Source organism: Kribbella sp. CA-293567, assembly GCF_027627575.1.
Taxonomy (GTDB): domain Bacteria; phylum Actinomycetota; class Actinomycetes; order Propionibacteriales; family Kribbellaceae; genus Kribbella.
Genome location: NZ_CP114065.1, coordinates 6,236,343 through 6,258,545 on the forward strand (window position 1 = coordinate 6,236,343; position 22,203 = coordinate 6,258,545).

General features: G+C 69.8%; 18 protein-coding genes. 7 read left to right on the forward strand and 11 right to left on the reverse strand.

Annotated features, from left to right (window positions below; all coding sequences use genetic code 11):
• The 4 genes from OX958_RS28880 to OX958_RS28895 all read right to left on the reverse strand — a co-directional run bounded on the left by OX958_RS28880 (position 1) and on the right by OX958_RS28895 (position 6,441).
• A complete protein-coding gene (locus OX958_RS28880) occupies positions 1-1,479 on the reverse strand; it encodes a DUF5719 family protein (RefSeq protein ID WP_270133064.1) in 1,479 nt (492 codons plus the stop codon).
• On the reverse strand, positions 1,476-4,388 hold the full coding sequence (locus OX958_RS28885) for a glycosyltransferase family 2 protein (RefSeq protein WP_270133066.1): 2,913 nt from the start codon (positions 4,386-4,388) through the stop codon (positions 1,476-1,478). Before OX958_RS28885 ends, OX958_RS28880 begins: the two co-directional genes overlap by 4 nt.
• A gap of 265 nt (positions 4,389-4,653) precedes the next feature.
• Entirely contained in the window at positions 4,654-4,905 is a 252-nt protein-coding gene (locus tag OX958_RS28890; protein ID WP_203589828.1) for a WhiB family transcriptional regulator, read from the reverse strand.
• Positions 4,906-5,214: 309 nt separating this feature from the next.
• A complete protein-coding gene (locus OX958_RS28895; protein ID WP_270133067.1) occupies positions 5,215-6,441 on the reverse strand; it encodes a hypothetical protein in 1,227 nt (408 codons plus the stop codon).
• Between the two features lie 114 nt (positions 6,442-6,555).
• Between OX958_RS28895 and cofD the strand changes: the two genes are divergently transcribed.
• From cofD to OX958_RS28910, 3 genes are all read left to right on the forward strand, one after another.
• Positions 6,556-7,533, forward strand: a complete 978-nt coding sequence (gene cofD, locus OX958_RS28900; RefSeq protein WP_270133068.1) for a 2-phospho-L-lactate transferase — start codon at positions 6,556-6,558, stop codon at positions 7,531-7,533.
• Complete coding sequence (locus tag OX958_RS28905) at positions 7,530-8,498, forward strand: coenzyme F420-0:L-glutamate ligase (protein WP_270133069.1); 969 nt, start codon at positions 7,530-7,532, stop codon at positions 8,496-8,498. The genes cofD and OX958_RS28905 overlap by 4 nt, the downstream gene beginning before the upstream one ends.
• An 87-nt stretch (positions 8,499-8,585) precedes the next feature.
• The gene (locus tag OX958_RS28910; RefSeq protein WP_270133070.1) at positions 8,586-9,305 is read left to right on the forward strand and encodes a DUF3105 domain-containing protein; all 720 of its coding nucleotides are present in this window, start codon (positions 8,586-8,588) and stop codon (positions 9,303-9,305) included.
• A 68-nt stretch (positions 9,306-9,373) separates the two neighbouring features.
• Here OX958_RS28910 and OX958_RS28915 read toward each other — a convergent pair whose 3' ends face one another.
• The 5 genes from OX958_RS28915 to OX958_RS28935 form a co-directional block, all read right to left on the reverse strand.
• Positions 9,374-10,471: a mannose-1-phosphate guanylyltransferase gene (locus tag OX958_RS28915; RefSeq protein WP_270133071.1), complete on the reverse strand. Its 1,098-nt coding sequence runs from the start codon at positions 10,469-10,471 to the stop codon at positions 9,374-9,376.
• Between the two features lie 25 nt (positions 10,472-10,496).
• Positions 10,497-11,609, reverse strand: a complete 1,113-nt coding sequence (locus OX958_RS28920) for an NAD(+)/NADH kinase (protein ID WP_270133072.1) — start codon at positions 11,607-11,609, stop codon at positions 10,497-10,499.
• 107 nt (positions 11,610-11,716) lie between these two features.
• Entirely contained in the window at positions 11,717-12,019 is a 303-nt protein-coding gene (locus OX958_RS28925; RefSeq protein WP_270133073.1) for a DUF2470 domain-containing protein, read from the reverse strand.
• The gene (locus tag OX958_RS28930) at positions 12,016-15,240 is read right to left on the reverse strand and encodes an HtaA domain-containing protein (protein WP_270133075.1); all 3,225 of its coding nucleotides are present in this window, start codon (positions 15,238-15,240) and stop codon (positions 12,016-12,018) included. Before OX958_RS28930 ends, OX958_RS28925 begins: the two co-directional genes overlap by 4 nt.
• Positions 15,237-15,989 (reverse strand): hypothetical protein, encoded by a 753-nt coding sequence (locus OX958_RS28935; protein ID WP_270133077.1) that lies wholly within the window; start codon positions 15,987-15,989, stop codon positions 15,237-15,239. The genes OX958_RS28930 and OX958_RS28935 overlap by 4 nt, the downstream gene beginning before the upstream one ends.
• Before the next feature lie 56 nt (positions 15,990-16,045).
• Between OX958_RS28935 and OX958_RS28940 the strand changes: the two genes are divergently transcribed.
• From OX958_RS28940 to OX958_RS28955, 4 genes are read left to right on the forward strand one after another with little or no spacing between them, the layout of a single operon-like run.
• The gene (locus OX958_RS28940) at positions 16,046-16,732 is read left to right on the forward strand and encodes a biliverdin-producing heme oxygenase (RefSeq protein ID WP_270133078.1); all 687 of its coding nucleotides are present in this window, start codon (positions 16,046-16,048) and stop codon (positions 16,730-16,732) included.
• Positions 16,729-17,856: a heme/hemin ABC transporter substrate-binding protein gene (locus tag OX958_RS28945; RefSeq protein ID WP_270133080.1), complete on the forward strand. Its 1,128-nt coding sequence runs from the start codon at positions 16,729-16,731 to the stop codon at positions 17,854-17,856. The genes OX958_RS28940 and OX958_RS28945 overlap by 4 nt, the downstream gene beginning before the upstream one ends.
• Positions 17,853-18,923: a FecCD family ABC transporter permease gene (locus OX958_RS28950; protein WP_270133082.1), complete on the forward strand. Its 1,071-nt coding sequence runs from the start codon at positions 17,853-17,855 to the stop codon at positions 18,921-18,923. The genes OX958_RS28945 and OX958_RS28950 overlap by 4 nt, the downstream gene beginning before the upstream one ends.
• The gene (locus OX958_RS28955; RefSeq protein ID WP_270133084.1) at positions 18,920-19,762 is read left to right on the forward strand and encodes a heme ABC transporter ATP-binding protein; all 843 of its coding nucleotides are present in this window, start codon (positions 18,920-18,922) and stop codon (positions 19,760-19,762) included. The genes OX958_RS28950 and OX958_RS28955 overlap by 4 nt, the downstream gene beginning before the upstream one ends.
• Here the strand turns inward: OX958_RS28955 and OX958_RS28960 are convergent.
• Together OX958_RS28960 and OX958_RS28965 are read right to left on the reverse strand one after the other, a co-directional pair.
• On the reverse strand, positions 19,704-20,798 hold the full coding sequence (locus OX958_RS28960) for a hemolysin family protein (protein WP_270133085.1): 1,095 nt from the start codon (positions 20,796-20,798) through the stop codon (positions 19,704-19,706). The two genes, OX958_RS28955 and OX958_RS28960, sit on opposite strands and share 59 nt — an antisense overlap.
• On the reverse strand, positions 20,795-22,132 hold the full coding sequence (locus tag OX958_RS28965; RefSeq protein WP_270133087.1) for a hemolysin family protein: 1,338 nt from the start codon (positions 22,130-22,132) through the stop codon (positions 20,795-20,797). The genes OX958_RS28960 and OX958_RS28965 overlap by 4 nt, the downstream gene beginning before the upstream one ends.
• Positions 22,133-22,203 lie beyond the last annotated feature (71 nt).

Genomic DNA, 22,203 nt, shown 5'->3' on the forward strand with positions numbered 1-22,203 from the left:
CTACCTCAGCGCGGCCCGGACGTCGGGTTGCGCGCCGAGCTGGGCCCGGAACACCAGTGACGTGGTCAGCGGCCAGGCCGCGACCATCGGTACGTCGTCCTCGTCGGGCTTGGCCGGCGGCATCAGGGTGACGGCCGCGACCACCGAGCCCTTGACCTGCTCGACCATCAGGTAGGTCGGCCGGGCCTGGGCCTTCAGCGTGACCATCGTGGTCGCGCCGTTGACGACGTCGAGCGACCGGGCGGTGATGCCCTTGCCGCTGGCGTCCCGCAGCTCGAACTTCACACTCGCCGACCTGCTCGGCGCCGTGATCTGCAGCTGCGCGGGTTGTGCGTGCGGCGGCAGCACCAGGTACGCCGGTCCGGTCAGCGCCTCGGCCGATCCGATCACGGCGAAGTCCTGCCCGCTCGCGTCGATGGTGCGGGTCGAGGCGGTCACCGGCTGGTCCGAGCTGATCGTCACCGCGGCGGGGTCGCCGAGCAGCACGGTGTCGAGCCGGACCGACTTCACCGTCCCGGCCGGGATCTGCACGGTCGACAGGTTGGCCGGTTTGAACGGCCCGTTGGGACCGTTGACGGTCAGCGTCGCCGTGGCCTGGAGGTCACTGGGATTGGCCAGCGTGAGGATCCGGACGCCCTTGCCCGGGGCGATCCCGGGCACGACCAGCGAGGTGGCCGGCGGCGCGGACGTGTTGATCCAGTCCACTCCACCCGGCTCGCTCCCGGTCACCACGTTGTCGCGCAGTGAGGGCGAGACGCGTCCACCGGTCGACTCGACGTGCAGGGCGAGGTCGCGGATCTTGGGAGCCAGGACACTGAGGTAGAGCTCGGAGACGCCGCGCGCCGGGACGACGATGCCGCGGGCACTCGCCAGGTCGAGGGCGCCGTTGGCCGAGTAGACGCTGATGTTCACCTCGGCGTTGATGGAGTCGAGGTTGGTCAGCACCAGGACGTCGCGCCGGCCGGCCGCGCCACTCGCGCCGACGAACCAGAAGTCCGAGCCCGGAAGCTGGCAGGGCACGCTCGCCATTCCCCGGTTGACGCCTTCGGTCGAGGTCGTCGTACTGGTTCCGACCGTGCCTGCCGCGAGTGGCCCGACCCCCTGGATCGACAGTGGCACCGGCTTGCTGCTCTTCGGCGTCGAGGCGACCTTGCCCCGGGCCAGCACCGACCCGACCGGGTCCGAGGTGGTCGGCAGCGGCGCGATCGCCAGCGGCGTCCCGTCACCGGAGGCGGTCGGGGTGTCCTTGGGCAGGAACGGTGAGACCGCGTCGACCTGGCTCTGCAGCTTGCCGCCAGGACCGGTCACCGGACAGCCCAGCGCGGTGCGGTTCACGACCGTGCGGGTCTGGGCCGCCGCGCCCTCCGGCCGAGTGACCGGCTCCTTGGCGTGCGTCACCACTCCGAGCCCGGCGGCGACCGCGAGAGCGAGCACGCAAGCGCCGAGTCTGATCCGGGTGTCCGACAGCAGGCCGCTCACGACGCCCTCCTAGCGTGGTTGCCGCGCGGTACCGCGACCGTACGGCGGGCGGTGGGCAGGCAGGAGATCAGCGCGATGATCCAGGCGATGATGCCGAGCACCCGCCAGATGCCGCGGACGTCGTCCTGGACCGGCGTCTTGCCCTCGACCTTCGTCCGGTCGACCAGCCAGGAGGCGTCGCCGTCCGCCGCGCTGGCCCTGGTCAGGCCGGGCAGCGAGTCGAGCGTGGCTGTCAGGGTCGGATCGACCGGGGAGGGCAGATAGACGTAGTCGATCGCGAGCGCCGCGAACTCGCGTCCTTCCTCACCGGTTCCGCCGCCACCGAGCGCCGAGAGGATGTCGGTGATCGGTTTGGTCTGCTCGGCCTTCGGAGCGGCTTCCAGCGAACCCATCCGCGGTCCACCGTCACGAACCAGCGCGAACCGCATCGCGGTCGTCGCGTCCTTGCGGACCACCAGGATCGACGCGTTCTGCGGCGGCCCCTGCGAGGACATCAGGTACTCCGGGAGGTCCTGCTCGGGTCCGCGCCGCAGCGGCCCGTCGTCACCACGCACCAGCCAGAAGCCGGCCGTGACGAGCGTGGTGACCAGCACCAGCCCGAGCACCGCCTGGACGACCAGCTCGCGCGACTTGCCGACCGAGTCCCATGCGACCGTGATCGCGATGATCCAGCCCGCCGTCATCAGGAACATGAGCGGGCCGCTGCCACCGCCGAGGCGGCTGGCGACCAGCGTGCCGGCCAGTCCGGCCAGCGCGGAGAACCAGCCGATCAGCTCGTAGCGTTGCCGCGACTCGCGCAGCAGGCTGAGCAGGGCGATCAGGATCAGCGGTACCGCGAACCACCACGGGACGGGCCCGCCGATCGGCGTACCGGTCAGCAGGTGCGGAAGGCTGTCGCCAGGGCCGACTGCCGTGGTCGGCGGTCCACCCGCCTCTTGGCCCAGCTTGGACGGGTGCAGCACCAGCTCGATGGTCCACGGCAGCACGAGCACCAGGCCGAGGAGGACCGAGAAGACCAACTGCCGGCCCTGCCTGCGCCAACCGAGGCCGAGCGGAGCGGCCACCGCCAACGTGATGCCGACCAGCAGACCGACGGCCGGGGTGAAGGCGATCAGCACCGCGAGACAGATACCGGCGAACCAGGCGGCTCGCCAGCTGCCCTGGATGATCACTCGCCGGCGCCGGGCAACCGTGTGCACGGCGGCACCGAGCAGCGGCAGCGCGATCGCCGCCACCACTGTGCCCAGTCGCCCTTGCGTGACGGCGCCGTTGGTGAAGACCGCCAGCCCGTACGCCGCCGCGCCCCAAGCTCGCGCGACCCGGTCGACGACGAAGGCGCGCAACAGGGCCCAGGCCGCCAAGGCAGCCAGCGGGATCGCGCCGAGCAACAGCACATTGACAGCGCCGGACGGACCGAAGGTCACCGTCGAGAGGGCCCAGAGCTGAGCGAGCCAGGCCGGTGGAGTCACGCCGGACGGAGCAGCAGCGGCCGCGTGCCACAGCGAGCCGAGGCTCTGATGCGGCGGCAGCAGCAGGTCGGAGCGCAGTACGCCGCTGCCGATCAGGCTGCGCGCGGCAACAAAGGTGCCTAGGGCAAGGAAAACCCAGGTGACCAGGAACGGCCGGCGGATCAGCTGCCGGCGCCAGCGCGGCTGGTCCTGCGCGACCCGGGCGGTGCTCTTGGCCCGGCGGGCGCTCGTGACGACCTGCTCCTCGGGCTCGTCGGCCCAGGCCTCCCGGAGGCGCTCGGTGATCGTGCTGCCGGTCTCCTCGAGGTTGTGCCGCAGGGCGTGCACCGAGCGCGAGAAGAGCGGTTTGATGTCGTCGTACGGAACCTGGTCGAGCCGGCGCCGGTCCTTGCGGGCCTGGGTCCAGCCGCCGGCCAGCAGCGTCCCGAGCAGCGCGGTCCACTCGTCGACCGCGCCGGACGGCGTCTTGCCGATGATGAACCAGACCGAGCGGACGAAGGTCCCGAGCAGGAACCTGAGCACCAGCAGCGGCAGCAGCTTGCCGGGCGCGTTGGCCAGGACGGTGTAGTAGGCGTGGGCGCGGTCGAGCTGGTAGGCGTGCCGCCGGGTGCCGGCCAACGCTCGCTCACCGGTCGCGGCGGCCTCGGCGTGGTAGACGACGGCGTCCGGCGCGACGCCGACCTTGAAGCCGGCCCGGCTGGCGCGCCAGCCGAAGTCGATGTCGTCGCGGAACATCGGCAGCCGCGGATCGAACCCCCGCAGCGATTCCCACACGTCGCGCCGGACCAGCATGCCGGCCGAGCTGACCGCGAGCACGTTGCGCGGCTGGTCGTGCTGTCCCTGGTCGAGCTCGCCGGTCTCGATGCCGGTGTCGCGGCGGCCACCCAGCGACGTCGTGACGCCGACCTCGAGCAGCTCGCGATCGCGCGGCCACATCCGCAGCTTCGGACCCCAGACCGCGGTGTCCGGCGACATCGTCGCCTGCAGCAGCAACTGCTCCAGCGCCTTCGGGGCCGGGGCACAGTCGTCGTGCAGCAGCCAGAGCCACTCGACCACCGGCATGTGACCGTCGTCGCCGTACGGGCCGACGGCGGACGGCACCGGTGCGAAGCCGACCGCCTCCAGACCGCGAGCGACCGCCGTGCCGAAACCGGTGCGGGCCGAGAGGCTGACGACCGGCTCGACGGCAGGCATCGTGGCGAGCAGTTCGGCGGTGTCGTCGGTGGAGCCGGTGTCGACCGCGATCAGTCGCTCGGGACGGCGGCCGAGAGCCCACAGCGCCTCGGTCAGCCGGGGCAGCCAGGCGGCTCCCTCGTGGCCGACCACGACCGCGGTGACGACGTGCCGGATCGGCGCGCGACCCAGCGGGTCGAGGGTGTGGTCGGTGGGGAAGTCGACTGAGTCGAAGAACTCCCAGCCGGCCGGAGCTTCTGGTTCCATGCGGAGCAGTGACACCTCAGGGGAAAGTGACGGCCTGGTACGGCGAGGCCTCACCTTACGCGACACCCAAGGCAGTGCCGCCACTTTCCCCACCCCACCGCCCCGGTCTGGCCGGACACAGCAGCGGGCCCCGGTGGACAAAGTCCGGCCGGGGCCTCACGCGGAAGTTTGTGTTGAGTTTCTGCGGCTGCTAATTCAGCGAGTGAATTAAGGGGATCGACGACGGTGGGGTGGCAGGGCACCACACCCGTCGATCATTCAGCCGTCAGACGGCCTTCTTCTTCAGCTTGCGGCGCTCCCGCTCCGACAGCCCGCCCCAGATTCCGAAGCGTTCGTCGTTGTGCAGCGCGTACTCGAGGCACTCGCCCCGTACGTCGCACCCGAGGCAGACCTTCTTCGCCTCTCGGGTGGAACCGCCCTTCTCCGGGAAGAAAGCCTCTGGATCGGTCTGGGCGCACAGCGCCCTTTCCTGCCAGTTCGGCTCCTCCTCGATCGCCTCACCGTCGACAATCGCCAGCAGCGTTTCTGTCACGGTACGACCTCCTCGACCCTGTTCGTTCCCCTGTACATGTGGGCTTGCGGTCCCACATGCCTGACCTCGACCGCTCTGTGTGCTGAAAGCGGTCCCCGATACCGAGTGTCCAACGAACGACACGGTTGAAATTACATTCCTGCAATCCATGAAAGTCAAGCCGTGGTCTGCTATTGGCATCATCCGCAACACGGCTGCAAAAGAACGAGAGGCCTGTGTGGACAGGCCTCTCGGTCTTCTACGGCACTTCGTCAGGGCGTTTCGAACGAGCTGACGAAGCAAGTCGCTTCCCGGTCAGGAAGGCTGTGACCACCAGCCCTGCTGTCCGGGCTGACCCTGCTGCGGCGCTTCCTCACCCTTGGGAGCGTCGGAAACCGGCGGCTCCACGCGGGTTTCGTCCACTCCTTCAGGAGCTGCCTCGGCCGGCTGGTCGGTAGCCGGGGCCGCCTGCTCGCCCTGCCAAGCCTGACCCTCCTGCGGCCAGCTCTGCTGCTCGGGCTGAGCAGCTTCCTGCGCGGGCCACTCCTGCTGAGCCGGCTGGCCGTACTGCTCCTGGCCCCACTGCTGACCGGAGTCGGCGCCACCCCACTGCTGCTGCTCCTGCGGCCACTGCTGGCCCTGCTCCTGGGCCGGCCACTGCTGGCCCTCGGGGCTCCACTGCTGCGTCGGCTCGGCGGTCTGACCCTCAGCGGACCAGGCCTGCTCAGCCGGCTGTGCTGCCGCAGAGTCGGCCTGCGGCTGAGCTTCTGCGTCGCTGCCGGTCCAGGCAGCCTGCTGCTCGCCACCCTGGTTCCAGCTCTGCTCCTGCGGCCACTGCTGCTCGCCACCCTGAGCTGCGGCGTAGCCACCGGCCGCGCCAGCAGCAGCTCCGGCCGCACCGGCGCCGTAGGCACCGTACTGACCGGCCTGGTCGTTCTGACCGTACTGACCCTGCTGGGCGCCGTACTGCCCATACTGCTGACCCTGCTGAGCGCCGGGCTGCCCGTACTGACCGCCCTGCTGCCCGTACTGCGCCGGGGCGCCGTACTGACCCTGCTGGCCGGCGAACTGGCCCTGCGGACCCGCCTTCGGCGCCCGCACCGGAGCCGGCAGTGCCTGGAAGGTCTTGAAGATGTAGAGACCGGCGGCGGCGTACAGCGCGAGGCCGCCGAGGGAGAAGATGAAGGCGACGATCTTCACGCCGGCCGTGCTGGTCTCGTTGAAACCGGCGAAGGCGCCGATCAGGCTGAGCAGCGCGAGCAGCCCGGTGATCGACAGCGCGCCGATCGTGACGAGCCGCGCGTTCGGGGTGCGCTCACCGGCGTCGTTCACCAGCCAGACCGCAGCCACCAGGGCGATCAGCAGCACCAGCGCCTGGATCTCGGGCGGGGTGATCCGGCTCTGCACCAGGCCGGCCGCGTTGGTGAAACCCGCGCTGCCGACGAACAGCCGGAACAGGAACGCCAGCGCTACCAGGCCGGTGAAAGCGAGCAAAAGGTACGCGACCGGCTCTCTGAGCTTCTTGGTTGCGTCGGTGACCACGAGGGCTCCTCGGGATGTTGGGGGCCGTTCAACTGACAGTTGACTCACATCGGACCCTGGGCAGCATAGTCGTGCGGTGGTCGACTGCTTTGACGACTCGTGGAAACTGTTCCCATGCGATTGACAGTGCTTGCTGGTGGCATCGGCGGTTCCACCTTCCTGCGCGGCCTGCTGAAGGCCCGACCGGACGCCGAGATCACCGTGGTGGGGAACACCGCGGACGACATCACCCTGTTCGGTCTGCGGGTCTGCCCCGACCTCGACACGGTGATGTACACGCTGGGCGGAGGGATCTCGAAGGACCGGGGCTGGGGCCGGGAGGACGAGACCTGGGTGATCAAGGAGGAGCTCGCGGCGTACGGCGTGGAGCCGACCTGGTTCGGGCTCGGCGACCGGGACGTGGCCACCCACCTCGTCCGGACCCAGATGCTCGACGCCGGCTACGGGCTGGCCGCGGTGACCGAGGCGCTCTGCTCCCGGTGGAACCTGCCGGTTCGGCTGCTGCCGATGAGCGACGACCGGGTCGAGACCCACGTCGTGGTCGACGACCCGGACAAGCCGGGCACGAAGAAGGCGATCCACTTCCAGGAGTACTGGGTCCGGCTGCACGCCGAGGTGACCGCGCACCAGATCGTCGCGATCGGCTCGGAGAAGGCCAAGCCGGCCCCCGGCGTACTGGACGCGATCGCCGAGTGCGACGCGCTGCTGCTGCCGCCGTCGAACCCGGTCGTCTCGATCGGCACCATCCTCGGCGTCCCGGGCATCCGCGAGGCGGTCCGGGAGACCTCCGCGCCGGTGATCGGGATCTCCCCCATCATCGGCACCGGCCCGGTCCGCGGGATGGCCGACAAGGTGCTGGCCGCGGTCGGCGTGGAGTCGACCGCCGGCGCGGTCGCCCGGTACTACGGGTCGCGCGCGGCGGACGGCGTCCTGGACGGCTGGTTGATCGACACCTCCGACGCGGCTCAGCTGGAGTCGATCGCGACGGCGGGCATCCACGCCCAGGCAGTGCCGCTGTGGATGACCGACGAGGACACCACCGCGGCGATGGCACAGGCGGCGCTCACGCTGGCCGAAGCGGTCCGCCGGTGAGGAAGCACCTCGAGGTCTTCCCGGTCACCGGGCTGCCCGAGGTCGGCGCCGGGGCCGACCTGGCCGCCCTGATCGGCGACGCCGCCGACCTGCGGGACGGCGACGTCGTGTCGGTCACCTCGAAGATCGTCAGCAAGGCCGAGGGCCGGCTGACCACCGGCACCCGCGACGAGGCGATCGACGCCGAACTGGTGCGGGTCGTCGCCCAGCGCGGCGACACCAGGATCGTGCAGACCCGGCACGGCCTGGTGATGGCCGCTGCCGGCACCGACACCTCCAACACCCGCCCCGGCACGGTCCTGCTACTGCCCGTCGATCCGGACCTGTCCGCTCGGGAGCTGCGCGAGGCCCTGAAGACCCGGTACGACGTGAACGTCGGCGTGGTCGTCACGGACACCCTGGGGCGCCCGTGGCGCAACGGCCAGGTCGACCTGGCCATCGGCGCCGCCGGTGTTCAGGTGATCGAGGACCTGCGCGGCACCACCGACAGCCACGGCAACGTGCTGGCCGTGACCGAGCCGGCGCTGGCCGACGAGATCGCCGCCGCCAGCGAACTGGTCAAGGGCAAGGCGGACGGCGTACCGGTCGCAGTACTGCGTGGGCTGGCCGACGTGGTCTTCGCGGCCGGGGAGCACGGACCCGGCGCCCGGGCGCTCGTGCGGGACGCCGAGCTGGATCTGTTCAGCTTGGGCACCCGGGAGGCGGCGCGGGCCGCAGTACTGGCTCGGAAGGCGCCTGAGGGGCCGCGAGAAGCCACTGCGGAGCTGTGGGCGGCGTTGCCGCTGGACGGCGTACAGGTCGAGCTGCTCGACGGCAGCCTGCGAGTGTCCGGCGAGGACGCTGTCGCGGTCGGGATGACCGCCGAGCGGCTGGCCGTGCTGCTGCACGCCGAGGGCTACGGGGTGAGCGTCCGGAGAGGTTTACGGAGTGACGCGACGATCACGTTCGGCTCACGGTCTCGATAGCTTTCTAGGCAAGCTCTCAGGCACTTTGCGTACACTGCATCCGCACGGCGGCTCCGAGACCGCCCCTGATCCGGGAAGACCATCACTGTGGGTAAGTCTCAGAAGCAGTCACGCCGCGAGCTCGTCGAGAAGATGCAGCGCGATCAGGCCCGCGGCGACAAAGTCCGCACCAGACTGATCATCGCCGGTTGCATGCTCGTCGGTCTCGCGATCATCGCCTACCCGGCGATCAAGCTGATCCAGGACTCGCGGACCAGGAACCAGGCGATCACCTCACTCGGTGTCAGCGCCTCGGCGGCCTCGTGCGACAAGGTCATCGACGACAAGGCCTCCGGCACCCAGGACCACAAGCCCGACGGCGAGGTGATCCCCTACCCGGTGTCGCCGCCGTCGTCCGGCCCGCACTACCAGACCTGGGCCCCGCTGTCGAAGAAGTTCTACGGCGAGGGTGACCGGCCGCCGGTGCCGAACCTGGTGCACAACCTGGAGCACGGCTACACGATCCTCTGGTACAACGAGACGGCCATGAAGGACAAGGACCAGGTCGCCCTGATCGAGCAGATCTCGAAGGCCAAGCTCCCCGACAGCGCCAACGGCAAGTTCATCGCGGCCCCGTTCAAGGCCTCCGACGGCGCCGCCTGGCCGAAGGACAAGAACATCGCCTTCTCGCACTGGAGTGGCAACACCCCGGGCCAGACCACCGCGTTCGGCCACCGCCAGTTCTGCGGCTCGGTCTCCGGCGAGGCCCTGAAGCAGTTCATGGACAAGTACCCGGCCCTGGACGCCCAGGAGCCGAACGGCGGCTGATCGCCACCCTGCAGCGAAGAAGCCCTGGACCTCGGTGAGGTCCAGGGCTTCTTCCGTCGGCCGGTGGGTCAGACGTAGCGGTCGGCGTGGTCGGACTGGACGGCCGCGACCAGGTCCTTGACCCGCTCGCCGTCGGCCAGCGGGCAGACCATCGTGACGTCCTTGGTGTGCACGATGATGTGCCCCCGCAGCCCGACCGCCGCGATCAGGTGGTCCGGGTCGTCGGTGACGATCACGTTGTCGTGCGAGTCGAGCAGGCAGCTGAGCGCGGAGCCGTCATGACGGTTGCCCTTGGCATCGACCTCGTAGGTGCCGGCCAACGCCGCCCAGGAGCCGACGTCGAGCCAGTGCACCGGCATCGGGACGACCACCACGTCCGCGTCGACCTTGCCCTGCGAGGCAGGCTCCATCACGGCGTAGTCGACGCTGATCTTGCGCAGCGCCGGGTAGATCCCGGCCAGGGTCGCCTCGCGCTCCGGGGTGTCCCAGACCGCGGCGACCTGACGCAGCTGGGCGGCCGACTCGGGCAGCAGCGCGTCGAGCACGCTGAGCACGGTCTCGGCGCGCCAGACGAACATGCCGGAGTTCCACCAGAACCGTCCGGTGGCCAGGTACTCCTCGGCCGTGGCCCGGTCCGGCTTCTCCCGGAAGCGGTCCACCACGAACGCTCCGGTGCCCTCGATCGCGTCACCGCGCTCGACGTAGCCCAGACCCGTGTGCGGGTGGGTCGGCTCGATCCCGAACGTCACCAGCGATCGGGGCCGTTGCTCGACCACCTCGAAGCCCGCCTCCAGGGCCGCCCGGAACTCGTCCTCGGGGGTGATCAGGTGATCGGACCCGAGGATCGCCACGACCGCGTCCGGGTCGTTGCGGGCCACCACGGCCGAGGCCAGGCCGACCGCGTTGGCGGTGTCCCGCCCGACCGGCTCACCGATGATGTTGTGCTCGCCGAGCTCCGGCAGTTCCTCCCGCACCAGGTCGGTGTGCGCGGCCACCGTGCAGACGTAGATGTTGGCCGGGTCGACCAGCCCTTTCACCCGGTTGTAGGCCACTCGCAGCAGCGAGTTGCCCGCTGCCAGCGGCAGCACCTGCTTGGGTTTGTCGGCCCTGGACAGCGGCCACAGCCGCGTCCCGGAGCCACCGGCCAGGATCACCACGTTTCGCATGGGGAGGGAGCCTACCGGGCTGGGACTACTCCACCGGCTCGGTGGCGGTCTCGACCTCGCAGGCCGGGTTCTCGGGACGGGTGTCGATCGGCGGCGGCAGCCGGAGGTGAGCCATGTCCGGCGGCACCGGGCTGATCGGGCGGAAGAACGGTTCCGGGTCGCCGTCGATACCGGTGGCCGGGGCGTCGGTGAGGCGGAAGCGGTCGCGGAGACGGCCGTAGAAGTCAGTGGGACGGAGTCGCACGAGGCGGAGGCGCCGTACCGAGCCGTAGACGCCTATCCAGTCACCCGGGTCCAGTACGCCGCGGAGCTGACCGTCGATGCTGACAGCGGCCTGGCCCGAGTGCGGGAGGACCCGCAGACCCACCGGCTCGTCCGGGGCCGCGACGACCGTGCGGTTGAAGGTCATGTGCGGAGCGACCGGAGTGAAGACGACAGCCTCCATGTTCGGCGACAGGATCGGCCCTCCGGCCGCGAAGCTGTACGCCGTACTGCCGGTCGGGGTGGCGACGATCAGCGCGTCGGCCGAGTACGACGCGAGCAGACGGCCGGCCAGGTAGACGCCCACGCTCACCTGGTGGTCGCGAGCGAGCTTCTCGACCACCACGTCGTTCAGCGCGGTCACGTCGAGCGCGACGCCCCAGCCGTTGGCTTCCGGGCTTTCGCTGCGAACCGCCGGCGGCGGCAGCCCGGGGCCGTGCCCGTAGCGCAGCAGGGCCTCGATGCCGGTCGGGATCTCCAGCGGCCGGGAGGCGCGCATCGTGAGCGTCATCCGCTCCTCGATCGTCGCCTCGTCGCGATGAACCGCCTCGAGCGCCTCCTCGACGTCACTGCAGGCCACCTCGGTCAGGAAGCCGACCTTGCCGAGGTCCACGCCGAGCACGGCCGCGCCGTTCTTGGCCGCGATCCGCGCACCGCGCAGGAAGGTGCCGTCGCCGCCCAGCGTGACCACCAGGTCGGGATTGCCGGCGTGCTCCATCTCCGCCGTCCCGCCCCGCCGGTGCTCGTGGTTGGCCCACACGTCGATGTCGGTGCAGCCGATGTCGTTCCGGCGGCACCACTCGCGGACCACTCCGGCGGCCTGGACAGCGAGCGGACGCGCTTGGTGGACGACGAGGCCGAGACGGCTGACGGGCACGGTGTGGCTCCTCCTGGCTGTGCGTCTCCTGTACTGCGTTGGCGCCCACCGTATGTGGTCAGGACGCGATCCGAGGAGGGGCCCACCGTCCGTCTCAGCCTGCCGCGCTAGCCACCGGACGAGGCGCGCGTCACCGCTTCCTGGTACCAGCGTGCGAACTCGCCGCGGAACTGAGGCCGCTCGTGGATGGAGTGTGACCAGCCGAGCAGGACGTCGATCGAGTCGCCGGTGGGCAGCATCGCCTTGAACGTGGCGCCGTCCGGGTCGATCGAGGTCAGGACTACCGACGTCGCCGACGGCTGGGCCCCGAGGGTGCGGACGATCAGCAGCGAGTCGTGCGCGTGGTCCTCGTTCATGTGCCGGAGTACGGCGAGCACGATCTCGGGGTCGAACGGGTCAGTCGCGGTCATGCCTGGGCCTTCCGTCGGCGGGTCGCCAGGGTGATGGCGACACCGGTGATCAGCAACAACGCTCCGAGGAGCGGCAACCGGAAGGCCGCACCGCCGGTGCTGGCGAGCGCGCCGGCCGGTGAGGTCGGGGTATCGGTGACCGGCGGCTCGGTGCTGGTCACCGTGGCCGTCGGGATCGGCGTGGGAGTGGCCGTGGGCGACGGCGTGGCCGTCGGGGTCGGCGTGGTTGTCGGAGTCGGCGTCGGGGTGGGAGTCGGCGTCGGACCGGCCGTGACCGAGAAGGTGGCGGCAGCGGTCAACTTGTCCCCGGCCGACAGCGTCACGCTGTGCTCGCCGGCGGCGAACTCAGCCGGCACCTTCCAGTTGAACGAGATCTTCCCCGCGGCACTGGAGGTCTGCTCGCCCAGCACCAGGCCCTGATCGGCCTCGGCCGCCGCAACGAACTGCAACGGCACCCGTACGTCGAACGCCCGGTTGCCCGTCGACCGGTGGTCGGCGCGCAGGTAGAGCACACAGCCGTTCGCCGCCTTGGCGCAGTCGGTGTGCTCGTCGGCCGGCGAGACCTTGACCGACGCCTTGGCGACCAGATCAGCCCCGACCGGTACGACGAGCTGCTCCGAACCGGCGTACGGGAAGTTGGTGATCCACTGTGACTCCCCCGACGAGCCGGTCACGTCCGCGCCACCGATCGCCGGTGAGGCCTGCTTGCCAGGCCCGTTGTCGACCGCGGTCAGAACGTAGAAGCCGCTCGGCGCGTCCGCGGTGTTGGCCTTGCTGTTCTTCAGCCCAGCAGCCCGGACGGTGACCTTGGCCCCACCGACCACCTGAAGCTTGCCGTTGGCAACTTTCAGTTGTTTGCCGTCGGCGGAGCTGACCACGACGCTCTGACCGTTCGAGTTGCGAAAGGTGAACTCCGAGGGCTTCCCGGCGTCGACGACAGCCTTCACCTTCTGGCCTCCGGGGAATCCTTCGCCGGTGACTGCGAGATTTTCGCCGGCCTTGACCGCGCTCGGGGCGACCTTCACCGATGGCGTCGTGACCGTCAGAGCGACGGCGCTCGATGTCGCCGAGCCTGCTTCGTTACTGAAGACCGCCCGGAAGCGTGCATCGTTGTCGGCGGCTACCACCGCGGTCAGGCTCAGCGTGCCGGTGACCGCGGACGGGGAGGAGATCGGCGTCCAGGTCTTGCCTGCGTCGACGCTGCGCTCCCATTGCACCGTCGGCGCCGGAGTACCGGTGGCCGCGGCAGTGAAGCTCGCGGTGCCGCCGGAGAAAGTTGTTGCGGGCAAGGGTTCTCTGGTGATTGCCGGCAGCACCGGCTGGGGTCCCGCCGACTTGAAGCTGATGGCCTGGAAGACGTCCTGGCTGCGATCACCACGACGATCGACCTCGACGTTGTCGGAGGCAAGCGGTGAGTTGAAACTGGCAACGAAGCAAGGGGCCGCCAGACAGTCCGCAGCGGTACCCTCGTTGCGGAACGTGACGGTCGCCTCGACCGAGGTCTCGAAGGTCCCGGTGACCGAGGTGACGACGCGTTGGGCACCGGAGAACGGCGACGGGTTGGACTCGCCTGCCTTGCCCTGCGGGGTTTGAGCGACGTACAGAGCGCGGTTGGCGGCGAAGCCGGTGCCTCTGACGGTGACCGCCTGCTTGTCGGTCAGGTCGGCGCTCGGCTCGACCGTCAGCACCGGAGTACTGGGGTTGGCGAAGGCGACCGGCTCGAGGAGCTCTTGGGACGCGTTCGGAGCCGCGCCGCCAGCGGCGTACGTGGCGACGCCGTAGGTGCCCTTGGCGGCTTCGGCGGGCTTGACGGTCAGCGTGGTCTCGAAGGTGCCGTCCGGCTTCAGCGTCACGTACGCCGGGTTGGCGGCGCCCGGTCGCGATGCGTCCGGCAAGGCCCATTTCTGGTCGAGGACCCGGCGAGAGTCGGCGGGCGCGTTCCCGGACGGGCGCCAGGCCGGGTCGAAGCTGCCGAAGACGACGTACACGCCGGCGGGCTGACCGGGGGTGACGGGCGGACGGGTCGAAAGGTTGGCCGCCGGGTCGTAGCCCGAGCCGCGAACCGTGACGGTCTGCCCGGCCCGCGGAACGGTGGTCAGCGGCGTGCCGTCGGGACCGAGGAGTTCCAGCTTCGGTTGCCAGACCGGCGCGGGTGCGACCTTGACCGAGAAGCTGATCGGGTCGAGCACCGAACCGGCGGGGTAGAAGTTCGCGAAGGCCGGTACGCCGGCCTCGGTGAGCTTGGTGGTCGCGCCGAGCGCGGTCGCGACACCGTCCTTGACCACGACGGGGTGCGCGGCGAAGTCGATCGCGGCCAGCGCCAGGTCGTCGTACGTGGTGAGTTGGCCGTTCTCCAGGCTCTTGCTGATCACGTCGGCGACCACCGAACCCGTTGCTCCGTCGAGCCGCACCCGTACGTCGGACACGGTGACTTCGAGCAGCGGGTTGCCGGGCCGGCTCTCATGGCCCTTGAAGTAGGCGCCACCGGAGCCGGCCGGGAACCGGAAGGTCCCGTCGCTCCTCCTCGTCGCGGGCGGCAGCATCGTGATCGACCCGCGCGCGATGTTGCCCTCGATGTAGGTCCTGAACGAGGCCTTCAGTCCCCAGTCGATCGTGTCGGCCGGCGGAGCATCCGGATCAGGATCGCCCCCGCCGCCAGCAAACGCCACCGGCACAGCGAGCTCATGCTCACCATTGACCGCGCCTCCGCCCGGGTAGGTGTAGACCCCGTAGCCGCGCGGGTTCTCCACGGCCTTCTTGGCCTTGACCTTGACTTCAAAGGTCCCGTCCTCGGTCAGCTTCACCAGCCGGGGAACCTGGTTGCCGAAGTCCCGGCTCACCTGGTCGAACGATGCCTGCGGCAACGCCCACTTCGTGTCCAGCAGCGTCCGGGTGCTCGAATCGGCTCCCCCCGACGGTTTCCAGTTCTCCGCGAACGACCCGAAGACGACGTAGACCCCGGCCGGCTGCCCCGGCGTCACCGGCACCCGCAGGCTCTGGTTGGCCGCCGGGTCGAACCCCGACCCGGTCACGGTGAGCTCTTCGCCCTCCGTGACGCCGGTCGTCTTGGAAACCACGATCTTGGGGACCCACACCGGCGGTTCGGCGACGGCCGGTTCCGGGGTGGCGGAGGCAGTGGGGACGAGAGTTGCGGTGGCCAGCAGGACGGCAGTCAGTCCTGCGAGTCCACGCCGGGCAGCAGCGCCTGGGCGGCGGCTCATGCGGGCTTCTCCTTGGAGGTCTTGCGGCGGCGGGTGATGATCAGCAGACCGGCTCCCACGACGAGCAGCGCCAGGGCGGCGACCAGGAAGACGGTGGAGAGGCCGCCGGTGCTGGCGAGCTTTCCGGTGGGCTTCTTCTCCGGCACGGTTGCGGCGGTGTTGTTATTGCTGCCGGTAGTGGTCGCGCCGGTGCTCGGCTTGGCGGTGGATGGCGTCGTCGACGGCGGAGTGCTGGTGGTGCCGGCCCCCGCGAAGGTGACCGGGATCAGCACGTCGGCGCTGCGGTCCGCGGTACGGGTGTGATCGGCCCGGGTGCCGACGACGCAGCCGAGGGGCGCGGTCTTCTTGTCCAGGCAGTTGGTGAACTGGTCCTTGGCCTTGAGCGTCAACTGCACCTCGAACGATCCCTTGCCGTCCACCTTCGTGAACGGTTTGGCCAGCCCTTCGCCGTACGACGGCGGGTTCGACGAGATCCACGCCGACGACCCGGAGGCGCCCTGCATGTCAACGCCGCCCAGACAGGGGGAAGGCATCTGGCCGGCACCCTTGTTGACGCAGAACGTGACGTAGATCCCCTTGTTCAGATCGAATCCGCGCCCTCGCACAGTCACCGACGTACCGGCCGGATCCAGTCCCTGGCTGCGGCTGACCGTCACCTGCTGCCCTGCCGGACCGGACGCCGCGTGCGCGGCTCCCACTGAAACCACAGCGAGCAGCAGTACCACGACCAGGCCCGCGAACCGTCTCAAAGATCTGTCCCTTCCAGCCGCACCATTTGATGTTTGGTTAGGCTAACCTAACTTCCGTGACCCCACAATCGGGCCCGACGGCCACCGCCCTGCCGCCGTTCTCTGCTCGCCTCCGGGAACGGAGTCTGCGCATGCACCGAGACGCCGAAGGGAGTACCTACCTCGCCGCCCTGACCGACGGCCGCCTCGATCTGACCGCCTATGCGGCCCTGGTCGGCCAGCACGCGGTCATCTACCAGGCACTCGAACAACTCGGTGACACCTTCGCCGACGATCCGATCGCCGGCCGGTTCGTCTTCCCCGAGTTGGCCCGGCGGCCGCAGTTGGAGGCCGACCTGGCCTTCCTCCGTGCCCGCGGCATCCTCCCGGCCGCACCGACCGAAGCCACCACTCGGTACGCCGAACGCCTGGCCGAGCTGGCCACCTGGCCGGCCGGCTTCGTCGCGCACCACTACGTCCGGTACCTCGGCGACCTCTCGGGTGGTCAGGCGATCGGCCGGCTGATCGCGACGGCGTACGGGCTGGTGCCGGGCGGTGACGGCGTGCGGTTCTACGTCTTCGACGACGTCAAAGCGAAGCCGTTCAAGGACGAATACCGGCTGCTCCTCGACGCCATGCCGCTGGACGAGCGTGAGCAGGAGGAAGTGCTCGACGAGGTCCTGCTGGCCTACAAGTTCAACGTCGAGGTGCTGACCTCGCTCGCCGAGCAGGTGCTCCCGCAGTACCCGCAGGTCGCGTCGTGACGCGTCCTGCCCTGGCAGCCCTGCTCCTGCTGGCCGTTACCGCCTGCGCCGGACCGTCCGAAACAGCGATCCCCGGTACGACGGCAGCCGACGCCTGCCGCCCGCCGGTCGAGGGGTTCGCCGTCACCACCGACGCCGACGGCAAGCCGCTGCCCAAGCCGACGGAGAACCCGTCGCAGGAAACGAAAGACCCGCACACCATCAGCGGACCTTCCACAGCGACTCTCACCGACCACGGCATCGACCCGGTCGAGTCCACCCAGGAACCGAGCCTCCCGGTTCAGGTGAAGTCCTGCGACGGCAAGTCGGTGCAGGTCGAGGACGTCAGCCGGATCATCGCCGTCGACCTCTACGGGACCCTCGCGGAGATCGTCTTCAGTCTCGGCCTCGGCGACCAGGTCGTCGGCCGGGACACCTCGACCGGCTTCCCGGAGGCGGCCCGCCTGCCCAAGGTCACGCCGTCCGCGCACGACCTGAACGCGGAGGCGATCCTGGCCCTCGACCCGACCGTGGTGCTGACCGACAAGAGCATCGGCCCGCCGGAGGTGCTCGAGCAGTTGCGCGCGTCCGGGGTCGCGGTGGTCTTCTTCGACGACGCCCGCACGATGGACGGCCTGCCGAGTCAGGTCCGCGCGGTCGCGGCAGCACTCGGCGTACCGGAGCGCGGTGAGCAACTGGTACGCCGTACACAGGGCGAGATCGTCAAGGCACTGTCCCTCGCGCCGCGGGACGCCAAGCCGCTGCGAATGACCTTCCTGTACGTCCGCGGCACGGCCGGCGTCTACCTGATGAGCGGTCCCGGCTCCGGAGCGGACGCGATGATCAAGTCCATCGGCGGGGTCGATACCGGCACCGACATCGGCCTGACCAAACCCTTTGTGCCGTTGACCAGCGAGGCCCTCATCCGCTCGCAACCAGACTTGATCATCGTCATGACCGAAGGGCTGAAGTCGATCAAGGGTGTCGACGGCCTGGTCAAGCTGCCCGGCATCGCGCAGACCCCGGCCGGCCGCAATCGCCGCGTGATCGACATGAACGACTCCGAACTCCTCGGCTTCGGTCCCCGCACCGGCCGCACCGTAGAAGCGCTCGCCAAGGCGGTCTACGCCCCAGCCCGGTCGTGAAGCTTCGCAAGCTCAGCCTGGTCAGCGGACTGGTCGTAGCGCTACTGGCGATGTCGGTGGTCGCTGCTGGGGTCGGGCAGTTGCCCGTCCCCGCCAGCGAGATCCTCGGTTCGGTGATGCATCGCTTGGATCATGGCCTGGAAGATCTCCTGCGGCTCGATCTGCCGTTGGATCTCGGCCCGGTGCCGCACCACCCGCAGGGCGACAACGCCTTGTGGAAGGTGCGATTCCCGCGAGTGGCCCTGGCGGTGCTGGTCGGCGCGTCGCTGGCGACGGCAGGCGCCCTGATGCAGGGCATCTTCGGGAACCCACTGGCAGAGCCCTCCGTGGTCGGCGTCTCCTCGGGCGCCGCGGTCGGCGCCAGCCTGGTGATCGTGACCGGCGTGACCTTCCTCGGCAACTGGACGATCGCGGCGGCCGCCTTCGTCACCGGGCTGATCACCACCCTGCTGGTGCACGTGTTGTCGCGAGCGGGCGGCAAGACCGAAGTGGTCACGCTGGTGCTGACCGGGATCGCGGTCAACGCGCTCACCTTCACCCTGATCTCCTTCGCCACCTTCATCGCCAGCACCAGCGCTCGCGAGCAACTCGTCTTCTGGCAGCTCGGCAGCCTCAACGGCGCGACCTGGCGAGCCGTCGGTGCGGTTCTGCCGTTCACTGTCGTCGGACTGCTCGCGGCGTTCGCGCTCAGCCGCAAACTCGACCTGCTGTCCCTCGGCGACCGCTCGGCCGCACACCTCGGCGTCGACGTGGAGCGACTGCGGCTGCTCGCGATCGTGGTCGTCGCGTTGCTGGTCGGCGCGAGTGTCGCCTTCTCCGGCATCATCGGTTTCGTCGGCCTGGTCGTCCCGCACCTGATCCGGATGGTGGCCGGGCCCGGTCACCGATTGTTGCTCCCGGCAAGCGCTCTCGGCGGTGCCGTCCTGGTGATCAGCGCCGACCTGATCGCCCGCACCCTGATCCGCAACGCCGATCTGCCGATCGGGATGATCACCTCACTGGTCGGCGCGCCCTTCTTCTTCTGGCTGCTGCGCCGGACCCGGAGCCGCCAAGGAGGCTGGGGATGAAACGCCGCCTTCCGGACCGGCTCGCGCCCGGTACGACGATCGCCGCCGTCCGTGAGCTTCAGGTCGCGCTGGGCGGCACGAAAATCCTCGACGGTGTCAGCCTGGAGGTCACCGCCGGCCAGGTGCTTGCGCTCGTCGGCCCGAACGGCGCCGGCAAGTCGACACTGCTCAGCGCGCTCTGCGGCGACCTCCCGATCGACAGCGGCGAAGTCCTGCTCCACAACGAGCCACTGGCCCACTGGTCGACGGTGGAGATGGCGATGCGCCGCGCGGTCATGTTGCAGCAGGCAACGATCTCCTTCCCGTTCAGCGTCGGCCAGCTCGTCGCGATGGGTCGCGCGCCCTGGTCCGGCACGGAGCGCGACGAGTTCGACGACGAAGCCATCCGTACCGCGATGATGCTGGCCGAGGTGGTTCCGTTCGCCGAGCGGGTCTTCAGCTCCCTTTCCGGCGGTGAGCGGGCCCGCGTCTCGCTGGCCCGCGCGCTGGCCCAGCAGTCCCAACTGTTGCTGTTGGACGAACCGACCGCGGCGCTCGACCTGCACCACCAGGAAGATGTGCTCCAACTTGCTCGCCGCCGAGCTGCGGAGGGCGATGCCGTCGTGGTCGTGCTGCACGACCTCAACCTCGCCGCGGGGTACGCCGATCAGGTGGCGGTCCTCTCTCACGGTCGGCTGGCAGCGACCGGCGCCCCGGCCGAAGTACTGACCGCTGAGCTACTGAGCGAGGTCTATCAGCACGAGGTCGAGGTGTGGCCGCACCCCGCCACCGGCGAGCCGGTCATCCTGCCGCGCCGCCGGGGACGGGAGGAGCAGGACGGCGAGCGGCGGCGGAGATGATCGGGTCGGTCTCGTCGTCGAACTCGCCGATCACCTCTTCCAGCAGGTCTTCGAGCGCGACCAGACCTACCGGCTCGTCACCCTCCTGAACGACGGCCAACTGCGACCGGCGCTCCCGCATCAGGCGAATCGCCGCCGCGACCGGGGTGGTCGCCTGCAGCCGCAGCGGCTCGGTCATCAGTTCGGAGGCGCGCAGCGTCGTACCGCCGCGAGTGGTCGCACGGACCGCGTCACTGACATGGACGATGCCGCAGACGGCCGTCGTACCGGGGGTGACCACGGCGAGCCGTGAGTGTCCTTCACGTCGGCTGGTCAGCTCGACCTCGCGGGCTCCCGCAGATGCGGGCACCGTGGACAGCCGCGAGGTCGGGGTCATCACCTGCGCGACAGTGGTGTTCTGCAGAGCCAGCATCGCCGTCAGCAGGTCGTGTTCGGGCGCCTCCAGCGTGCCGTGTTCACGGGACGACTCGATCAGCAACCGCAGCTCGTCGGGACCGTGCGCGTTGGCCAACTCGTTCTGCGGAGTGACCTTGACCAGCCGCAGGCACAGGTTCGCCATCCCGTTCAGAGTGATCAGCAGCGGACGGACGACGTAGGTGAAGCCGCGGAACGGCAGAGCCAGTAGCAGCGCCGAGCGCTCCGGGTCACTGATCGCCCAGGACTTCGGCGCCATCTCCCCCAGCAGCACGTGCAGCAGCCCGATGCCGCCGACCGCGATGATCAGCGCGACCACGTGCCCCGCACCTTCCGGCAGCCCGATCAGCTCGAAGAGCGGATGCAGCAGGTGAGCCACCGCGGGCTCCGACAACGAGCCCAGTCCCAGCGTGCACAAGGTGATGCCGAGCTGCGCGCCGGCCAGCATCAGCGACAGTTCACTGACCCCCGCGATGGCGGCTCGGGCCGATCTGCTCCCGGAGGCGGCGGCCTGCTCGAGCCGGTGCCGTTTGGAGGCCACCAACGCGAACTCCGCCGCGACGAAGAAGCCGTTGAGGATGAGCAGCAACAACGAGATCAGCAGAGCGACCGTGGTACTCATGACACCCGCTCCAGTACGACGATGCCGGGCACGTGCCGCAGGACCGACCGCACCTTGAGCCGCACCAGTTCGGTGGGCACCGGCCGGCCATCATGGTCGAAGCGCCGCGGCAGCTCCACCACCAGCTCGTCGGCGACCACCGGAATCCGGCCGAGTCCAGCCATGATCAGCCCCGACACGGTGTCGTAGTCCTCGTCCTCCGGCAGGTCGATCCCGGTCGCCTCGGCCACCTGGTCGATCCGCCAGCGGGCCGGCAGGGTCCAGGAACCGTCCGGGTTCTCGATCAGCTCGACCTCGGGCAGATCGTCCTCGTCCCGGATCTCGCCGACCAGCTCCTCGGCGATGTCCTCCAGCGACAGCACGCCGGCGAAGCCGCCGAACTCGTCGACCACGATGGCCAGCTGGCGATGCGCCGTACGGAGGGCCTGCAGTACCGCGGGCAGCGGCAGGGTGGACGGTACGACGACCGGCGGCGACGCCAGCGAGACGGTGGTGAAGCGAGCGCGCTGGGCCGGCTCGATCTCGACGACGTCCCCGATCGCGATCACGCCGACCACCTCGTCGACCGAGTCGCCGATCACCGGGAAGCGGCTGTGCCCGGTGTCGAGCAACTCCACCACCCGGGTCAGCGGCGCGTCGCGGTGCACGGTGATCACGTCGACCCGCGGCGTCATCACCTCGTCGGCGTTGCGGTTGCGGAAGTCGAGCCCGTGGTCGAGCAGCCGCATGGTGTCCTCGTCCAGCAGGCCCCGCTCGTACGACGTGGCGATGATCCGGTCCAGGTCCTGCGCGGTGGCGCCCTGCGGGAGCTCCTCGACCGGCTCGATGCCGACCCGGCGCAGGATCCGGTTCGAGGTGGCGTCGAAGACGTGGATCAGTGGTCCGGCGACGGCCAGGTAGATCAGCGTCGAGCGGGACAGCCGCAGCGCGATCGCCTCGGCCCGGGCGATCGCCAGGTTCTTCGGGGCCAGTTCGCCGAAGACCATCTGGATGATCGTTGCCAGCAGCAACGCGAGGACCACCGAGACGGACAGGCTGACGCCCGCCGGCAGGCCCGCCGTACCGAGCAGGTTCGCCAGGCCCTGGCCGAGGTACGGCTGGGCCACGTAGCCGGCCAGTAGCGCGGTCACGGTGATGCCGACCTGCGCCCCGGACAGGACGAAGGACAGCCGGGAGGTCACCTTGAGCGCCCGGGCCGCGGCGGCGTCGCCGCTGTCGGCCAGTGCGTGCAGCCGGTTGCGGTCCACCGCGACGTAGGAGAACTCCTGCGCCACGAAGTAGCCGGTGGCGATGGTCAACGCCAGGATCAGCACCAGGCCGATCACGATCAACATGCAACGACTTTACGAGCCCACCGGCGGGCCGACTGTTGCGGGTCCCCGGTCGCGGTCAGCCCTGGTGTGGC